A 6,686-nucleotide genomic window follows, 5' to 3' on the forward strand; every position below is an offset into this window, starting at 1 on the left:
TCTGCGCCAACTGAAAAAAGCCCGCCATTGCGGCGGGCTCCTGCCGCATTCAGAGCTGCGGTAACTGACCGACCCGCGCCATCATTTCGGTGACGATTTGCAGGTCCAGAAGGAACTGCTCGACGGTCTTGAACTCATTGTCGGTGTGCCCGGTGTACTTCTCTTCCGGGCGTGCCAGGCCGAACTGCACGCCGTTGGGCAGTTCATGCACGGAGGTGGCGCCGGCCGAGGTGCCGAACGCGTGTTTCATGCCCAGGTTTTCCGTGGCCACCGCCAACAAGGCCTTGACCCACTCACCTTCCGGGTTGCGGTACATCGGTTCGGCGATCGAGTAGGTGAAGTTCACGTTGACCTTGGTTTTCTTGTCCCAGGCGCTGAGCTTGTCGGCAATTTGCGCTTTGAGTTTCTCCGGCGACTGCCCCTTGGGCACGCGCAGGTTCACCGCCAGCTTGAAGCTCTTGTCGTCGAGGTCGACGAACGTCAGCGAGGTGGTCAGCGGGCCCATGAAGTCATCGGCGAAGCCCACGCCCAATTTGCCGCCCAGGTAATCCAGGCCCCAATTGTCGGCGGCATAACGCGCCGCGTCGGTGATGTGGTTGTGCTTGAGGGCGATCTTGCCGTCGACGCTGTGGATCAGTTCCAGCATGCGCGCGACCGGGTTCACCCCGGATTCCGGTTCGGACGAATGCGCCGAGACCCCGGTGACCGTCAACTGCACCTGTTTGCCGACCACCTTGGCGCTCACCTGGAAGTCACCGCCATTGCGCTCGGCGTATTGCGTACCGGCCTCTTGCAGGCTGGCCGCCAACTCGGCGGGTTTGTCGCTGAGCAACGTGGCGACCGACGCCGAGGGAATCTGGTTGGTGGCCTTGCCGCCGGTCATGGCGATGATCTCTGCGCCTTTGCCTTCGCCTTTGCGGCGTGGGAAGGTGGCCATGATCGTGCCGTAACCTTTTTCGGCAATGACCACCGGGTAGCCGCCATCCAGCGCCAGGTTGTACGGTGGCGTCGGGTTGCGTTCGAAGTAATAGGGGATCGCGTCGCCGGAGGTTTCCTCGGTGGTGTCCACCAGCAGCTTGAACGTGCGCGCCAGCGGCAGCTTCTCTTCCTTGATCACCTTCATGGCGTACATCGCCACCACGATGCCATTTTTGTCGTCTTCAGTCCCGCGACCGTACATGCGGTCGCCAATCAGCGTGACCTTGAACGGATCGAGCCGGGTGCCGTCTTTCAACACCCAGTTTTCCGGCGTCACCGGCACCACATCCGCATGCGCGTGGATACCCACCACTTCATCGCCGCTGCCTTCCAGGGAGATTTCGTACACGCGGTTATCGATGTTACGGAAGTTCAGGTTGAAGGCTTTCGCCAGGCCCTGCAGCTTGTCGGCGATCTTGAGGAATTGCGGGTTTTTGTACTGCGGCACGCCGTCGACGTTGAACGTCGGAATTTCCACCAGCTCGCGCAGGGTCTCGGTGGCGGCCTTGGCGTATTTCAGCCGCGCATAAATGCCCAGCAGGCGATTGATTTCGTTCTGTTGCTCGGCGCTCAGGGGTTTGTGCTCGAGAAAGGCGCTGATCGCCGGCCCCATATCGCTGGTTTTGCCCAGCTCGCCCTGGGCCAGGGTGCCGAGGAAACCGTTGAAGTCAGTGACCGAGGTTTGGCTGAAGTCCTTCAGAATCGCCGTGCTCTGCTGTGGGGTGATATTGGCGAAAGCCGGGCTGACGAGGGTCGAAAGGCTCGCGGCGAACACGCTGGCGACAGCCAATTGCTTGAGTGGAAAGTACATGGCGGGACGCATTCCTTTGCTGGTAGTGAGTGGGAGATTTCTGATCATTAAGTCAGAAATATTTCCACACACTACCACCACAGGGACTGAGAATGGCAGACCTTGGAGTCGGAAATTTCTCAGTCAAACGCCCCCGCGTCGAAGGGTACATCCCTGTGCGCGCGGGCGTTGAATCGTGTTCAGGTCAAGGTTGGCCAGGGTGCGGAGCAGGGTAATCGGCCGTTACGTCCAGTGCTTTGGCGTAGGGCCCATCCCACAACTGCTCGTGCAATTGGCCTATACGCTTGGCCATCGCTTCGCTGCGCATGACCACCTCCAGGTTGCGCGAATTATCCAGATAACCGCCCAGCCAATTGCTGGTGCCGACCCAGGCCACTTGCCCGTCGATCTCCAGGGTCTTGCTGTGGATCACCCGTGCGTAGGGGATAAACCCTTGCTTGGCCTGGGGCAGGGTGACGATCTTGATCTGCACGTTGGGCAGCACCGCGAGGCTTTTCAAATAGGGCAGTTCCAGCGCATCAGTGTTCCAGTTGGACACCATCAGCTTGATCGACACCCCGCGTGCGGCGGCGGCACGCACCGCGTTGTCGATCACCGCATAGTAGGGCCGGGTTTTATCCTGGCCGTAGGACAGCGGCGCGTAGTCCAGCAGTTGCACGCGCACTTCGTGCTTGGCTTCGCCGAGCAGGCGCGGCAGTTCGAGTTGGGAGTCGCCCACCCCGGGCGGGTTGTAGCGTTGCGGGCTGGCCACCAGGTAATTGCCGCTGCGCGCAGGCGCCTGGCCGGCCATCGGCAGCGGCACCGGGCTGTGTGCGCTCAGCGCCGCCTGGGCTTGCCAGTCCTGATCGAAAATCGCCTGGACCTGGCCGACCACCGTAGCGTCGGTGATGCGCAGCCCGGTTTCGTGGATATGTTCCAGGGACCGCCAGTCGAAATTCTGGCTGCCGACAAACGCCTGCTGCCCATCCACCACCATGTATTTGGCGTGGATGATGCCGCCACTCAGTTGCGCGTAGGGCAGCACGCGCAAGGTCAGGTTGGGAATCGCGCGCAGGCGTTCCAGGGTGGAGGCTTCTGATAGGCGAATGCCTTTTTCCTCCAGCAGGAAGCGAATTTTCACGCCGCGTTTACCGGCGGCTTCCAGGCGCTCGATCACCCGCTCCAGTACCGAGCCTGGATGGTCGGCGGCATAAAACTGGCCGATGTCGATCGTGCTTTTGGCGCCGTCGAACAGCTCGATCCATACCGGGCCCGGCTGGCGTAGATCGGCGCTCGCCAGGTCGGTGTCCAGCGGCACGGTGTGTACCAGTTCAAACCCCGGAATTGAAAAGTCCGCCTGGGCCAGCGGACTGAGCAGCAAGCCGGCGAGGCCGGCGATACGGCATTTCATCGATAGGGACATAGGCATCTCGTCAGGGAAAAAGACAGGGCGGGCGCCTCACGCGCCCGCCCTGACAGTCATGCCGTGCGGCTTTGCAACGAGGCGGGCACCAGGTGCGGCACTTCGCCCTGCACGCGGGCCCCGGTGGCAGCGCGGATCAGCAGGATCTTCAACTGATCGTTGATGCGTTCCAGGCTGTCCTGGAAGAAGTTGTGGAACACCACGCAGAACAGCGCGATGGCGATCCCCAGGCCCGTCGCGAACAACGCGGTGCCGATACCGCCGGAAATCTGCCCAGGGTCGGACACCCCCGCGCTGGCCAACGCCTTGAAGGTGTCGATGATGCCGAGGATGGTGCCGAGCAAGCCCAGCAACGGCGCGGCGGTGGTGATGGTTTCGATGATCCACAGGCTGCGGGCCAGCGGGGCGCGGGTGGTCAGGTACTGGGTTTCGATCACATCATCCAGGTCCTTGCGCGAACCCTGCGAGGCTTTCTGTGCCAGCACCGGCATCACCATGTTCAGCGGCAGGCTGTCGCGGCGGCTCAGGCTTTCCGGCAGGTCACGTTCACTGTGTACGTGGGCGCCCAGCACCTCGGTCAAGGCACGGGCCTGGCGGCGCACATAGGCGAAGTAAATACCGCGCTCGATGGCGATGAAGATGGCGATGGCCATCGCGGCGTACATCACATAGAAGGTGATGTCGTGGAGCAGGTTCATGTCCATGTTCGATTACCTCGCAGTTAGAAATTGGCTTCCAGGGACACCGTCACGGTGCGTTCCAGGCCGACGATGTAGGCCGGGTCGCCGTCGCGGAAACCGCTGTAGCTGGCCGCGTTGGTCTTGGTGGTGTACACGCCGTCCAGGTACTTCTTGTCGAACAGGTTGTCGACGTTCAGGCGCAGGGTTGCGTCCTTCACCACTTTCTTGTCCACCGGCAGGTAGATACCGGCGCCGGCGTTGAACACGGTGCGGCCGGAGATGGCTTCGTCGTTGGTCAGGTCGCCATAGAGCTTGCTGGTGTATTTGCCGCCGAAGGTGCCGTAGAAGCGCCCGTCGTCATACCCGATGTTGGCGGCCAGCATGTTTTTCGGCACGTTGGCGAACTGCTTGCCGCTGGTGGGCAACAGGATGGCTTTGCCCGCGTTGTACACGGTCAAGTCGTCCTGTTGCTCGGCCTTGGTATAGGTGTAGGAGGTGTAGTAGTTGAAGTGGTGGGGCAGCAGGCCGCTCCATTCCAGCTCCAGGCCGCTGTTGTTGACCGATCCGGCGTTGATGTCGGCGAAGTCGCCGTTGATGTCCTTGGACGAAACCTGGCGATCCTTGAACTGCATGTAGAACAAGGTGGCGGCCACGGTCATGTCGTCGCCGGTGAAGCGCCAGCCCAACTCATGGTTCCAGCTGGTTTCCGGCTTGGAGTTGATCGAGTCCACGCCCTTGTCGTACAGCACGTAGTTCTGCGGGATACGCATGTTGCGCGACAGGCTGTAGAACAACTGGTCGCGTTCGTCGAGCTGGTACTTGAGGCCGGCGTTGGGCAGCAGCTTGTTGTAGGTCTGGTGACGTTTTTCCGGCTGCTCGGTGAGGCTGCCGTTGTTGGTGCCGTCGCGCTTGACGTTCATGTAGGCCAGGCCGGCCACCAGGGTCCAGTCCGGGTTGATGTACCAGGTGTCCTGGGCCCAGACTTTCTGCGCCGGCGTGATGGTGAAGCGGTCGCGACCCTGCACGGTGTTGCCGTTCGCATCGACCACGGAAGTGCCGTCCGGCCAGGTATCGGTAGGCTTGCCGTTGCTCTTGAGCGCGATGAACGGTTGGGTCTGGCTTTGGCGCGCGCGCTCGTACCAGTAGCCGAATTGCAGGCTGTGATCGCCCAGGTCCCAGTTCAGTTTGGTGGTAATGCCGGGGCGCCAGGTCTGGGTGCGGGAGGGGCGGTAGTACACGCCGGTGGTCGAGGAACCGTCGGCATTGTATTGCGCGGCGGTGGGCAAGTTGCCCAGGTCGAAGACGCCGCCTGCGTTTGAGCCGCGGTTCAGCGCGTAGCTCGACGAGTTGACGCCGCTGCCGTTACCCCAGAAGTAATACGGGATCACCGACAGGGCCAGGTTGTCGGCCAGTTTGAACTGGGTATTGAGCACGCCGGTAAAGGTCTGGAACGGGTTCTGCGCGAGGGCGTAGTAGCTGTTGAGCTTGCCGTTGCTGCCGACCGTCGGTGTGGCGGGGTAGGGGTCGAACTTGCGGCCCTTCTGCTGGAACTGCGATTTGGTCAGTTGGCTGTAACTGTTGTTGTCCTGCTCGTGGTACTTGAGGATCAGGTTGGCGGTGTTGCCGTTGCCGGCGTCGAAGAAGCTGTTCCACTCGACCTTGTCCGCACGCACGGCGCCCGAGCCGCGCCACATCTGCCCTTCGGTATGGGACGCCGACAGCCAGTTGCTCAGGCCGTTGACCTCGCCGGTGTTGAGCCGGGCAAAGGTCTTGCGGGTGGCGTTGCTGCCGATGGTCTGTTTGACGAAGGCCCCGGTTTCCTTGGTGGGGCGAATGGTCACGATACCGATGTTGCCGCCGCTGGAACCGATGTGCGGGCCGTCGGCCTCCGACGAGCCTTGGGTGACGAAAATCTGGTCGATGTTTTCCGGGTCGCCCAACAGGTTGGAGTACAGCGCATAGTTGCCGGAGTCGTTGATCGGCATGCCATCCACCGACATCCCCACCTGGTCGGAGTTAAGCCCGCGCATGGTGAAGCGAAAACCCGACAGGCCGGTGGCATCTTCGCTGGAGATGTTCAGGCCCGGGGTGTACTTGAGCTTGTCGATGGCGTTGCCGGTGGCGGTTTGTTTATCCAGCGCTTCCTTGGTTATCGTGGAGCGCCCCTTGATGCTTTCTTCCTGCACCATGTAGCCGCCACCGGCAGTGGCCTTGCCCTGTACGCCGATGGTGCCGACGTCGCTGTCGCCGGTGTCGGCCATGACCATGCCATGCCCCATGCTCGCGGCAACGAGTGCCAGATGAATCCGTGTGAACCTCATCAGTGTCGTCCTAGTGTCGGGTGCTTATTGCACGCTGTAGTTGAAGGTGGCGGTGAAGCGCTGCTCGTTGCGCCCCCCGAAGGCTTGCTCGGGGAACGGCTTGACCTGCTTGATACGCCGCAGGCTGTTGGCGGCGGCCCGGTTGAGCAACATGCTCGAGGCCGGGGTCTGCACGCCGGAGTCGAGTACCCGACCCTGGCGGTCCACCAGCAGCCAGACCACCACGTCGCCACTTGGGCGTTCGAGGGAGGCCTGGCGTCCTGTGGGGTATTGCTTGTAAGTGTCCAGCTCGTTACGCAAACCCTTGAGGTAACCGCCCTCCAGGGCCTGGCCGTCGACCTTGGGCGGTGCGGGCGGGGCCGGAGTCGGCGCAGCCTGGGCGACCGCCGCGGGCGCGGGTTTGGCCGCCACCGGGGGGGCCGTCGCCGCAGCGCCAGCGGCCACTTCGGCGAACTTGCCCTTGCCGTGCAATTCGTCGAGCAGGGCTTCGAATT

The 6,686-nt window shown here is 62.2% G+C and carries 5 protein-coding genes; all 5 read right to left on the reverse strand.

The features are described from left to right. Positions 1-49 precede the first annotated feature (49 nt). Entirely contained in the window at positions 50-1,789 is a 1,740-nt protein-coding gene (locus AC07W0_RS28520) for a dipeptidase (protein ID WP_102618139.1), read from the reverse strand. A gap of 184 nt (positions 1,790-1,973) precedes the next feature. Further along, positions 1,974-3,191 (reverse strand): phospholipase D-like domain-containing protein, encoded by a 1,218-nt coding sequence (locus AC07W0_RS28525; RefSeq protein ID WP_102618138.1) that lies wholly within the window; start codon positions 3,189-3,191, stop codon positions 1,974-1,976. A 56-nt stretch (positions 3,192-3,247) separates the two neighbouring features. Continuing rightward, on the reverse strand, positions 3,248-3,895 hold the full coding sequence (locus AC07W0_RS28530; RefSeq protein ID WP_102618137.1) for a MotA/TolQ/ExbB proton channel family protein: 648 nt from the start codon (positions 3,893-3,895) through the stop codon (positions 3,248-3,250). Between the two features lie 17 nt (positions 3,896-3,912). Further along, the gene (locus tag AC07W0_RS28535; RefSeq protein WP_102618136.1) at positions 3,913-6,192 is read right to left on the reverse strand and encodes a TonB-dependent receptor; all 2,280 of its coding nucleotides are present in this window, start codon (positions 6,190-6,192) and stop codon (positions 3,913-3,915) included. A gap of 24 nt (positions 6,193-6,216) precedes the next feature. Next, the coding region (locus AC07W0_RS28540; protein ID WP_256593287.1) for an energy transducer TonB family protein at positions 6,217-6,686 on the reverse strand (470 nt) is incomplete at its 5' end.

The sequence above is a fragment of the Pseudomonas sp. GW704-F2 genome (assembly GCF_059423025.1).

What these genes read in the sequence shown, in the direction of transcription:
- AC07W0_RS28520 (WP_102618139.1), bottom strand. Translation starts at nt 1,789, where the DNA reads ATGTACTTTCCACTCAAGCAATTGGCTGTCGCCAGCGTGTTCGCCGCG.
- AC07W0_RS28525 (WP_102618138.1), bottom strand. Translation starts at nt 3,191, where the DNA reads ATGTCCCTATCGATGAAATGCCGTATCGCCGGCCTCGCCGGCTTGCTG.
- AC07W0_RS28530 (WP_102618137.1), bottom strand. Translation starts at nt 3,895, where the DNA reads ATGGACATGAACCTGCTCCACGACATCACCTTCTATGTGATGTACGCC.
- AC07W0_RS28535 (WP_102618136.1), bottom strand. Translation starts at nt 6,192, where the DNA reads ATGAGGTTCACACGGATTCATCTGGCACTCGTTGCCGCGAGCATGGGG.